This is a genomic window from Streptomyces sp. NPDC003042, from assembly GCF_053591315.1.
The window spans coordinates 1-1,110 of sequence record NZ_JBSFTP010000191.1 but is presented as its reverse complement, the minus strand read 5'-3'; the positions used below and the strand labels follow the sequence as shown (position 1 = coordinate 1,110).

Sequence of the window (1,110 nt, the reverse complement as noted above, 5' to 3'; positions counted from 1 at the left end):
AGCCCGCGCCATCGCGGGCTGCGGCAGGTCAACCGCTGGAGGGCTGCGCGCCTTCCCCGAATCCCGGGACGTCGGCCACGGTGACGTCCAGGCGCAGCCGTACGAAGCGGGGGGGCGCCAGGCGCCCCGATCGACCGCGGTGTCGGCGCTGATCTCCGCGACCAGCTCCGGGACCACGAGGATGGGATCGAGGGGTTCGCGGCTACCCCAGGTGGCGGTGAACCGTACGCCGGTCCGCGGATGGTCGGAGCCGGCGGCGGTGAGGTGGCCGGCGAGCCGGCGGGCCGCGTCCGGCTTCAGGGGCGTGGCGCGGCCGACCGCGCGCAGCCGTCCGTCGGCGTCGTAGCGTCCGAGGACGAGTAGCTGCGGGCGGCTCAGTGTGCCGGTGATGCCGCCGACGATCGCTTCGGTGGTCTCACGGCGGCGGACCTTGAACCATTCGCGAGTGCCCGGAAGGTACTTCTGCCCGATGCCCTTGATGACCAGGCCCTCAACGCCTTGGACTTCCGTCCAGGAGGCGAGCCACTCCTGGGCGACGGCCGCGTCGGTCGTCATGGGGCAGAGCGCCCACGGCGGTGTCAGGCCGTGCTCGGTGAAGAGGCCCTCCAGGACGGCACGGCGCTGTTCGTACGGTTCGGCGAGCAGCTCCTGGCCATCGATCTGAAGGATGTCGAAGGCGATGAAGTGCGCGGGCATCGCCTCCGCCAGCTGCTGGACGGTGCGGCCGCCGGAGGAGGCGCGGCGTTTGCAGCGCCTCGAAGGAGAGCCGGTGTCCCGACCACACCACGACTTCGCCGTCGAGGACCAGGCCGTGCGGCAGCTTCTTCGCCGCGGTGATGAGGTCGGGGAAGTGCCGCTGGATCTGCGTGCCGCGCCGCGATTGCAGCAGCGTCGGCCCGCCCGGCCGGGACGGGGTGAACAACAAGCACCGGTAGCCGTCGTTCTCCAGACTTTGATGTGTCTCATGAGACTCGCGGCCACGAACAAGACGGCCCCCTGGGAGCGAGTGGCTGGGCCCTAAGGGCTGTCCCGTAATCCCCGGTGGATCAGCGCACGGCGTCAGATGCGGTGCATCTCCCCCAGCTACCGCTGGGAGGTGCCCCCGGGCGG

General features: G+C 71.2%; 1 protein-coding gene. It reads right to left on the bottom strand.

The window, feature by feature from the left end:
- On the bottom strand, positions 1 to 696 hold a 696-nt coding region (locus tag ACWDYJ_RS36300; protein WP_451569871.1), incomplete at its 3' end, for an ATP-dependent DNA ligase.
- Between the last annotated feature and the right edge of the window lie 414 nt (positions 697 to 1,110).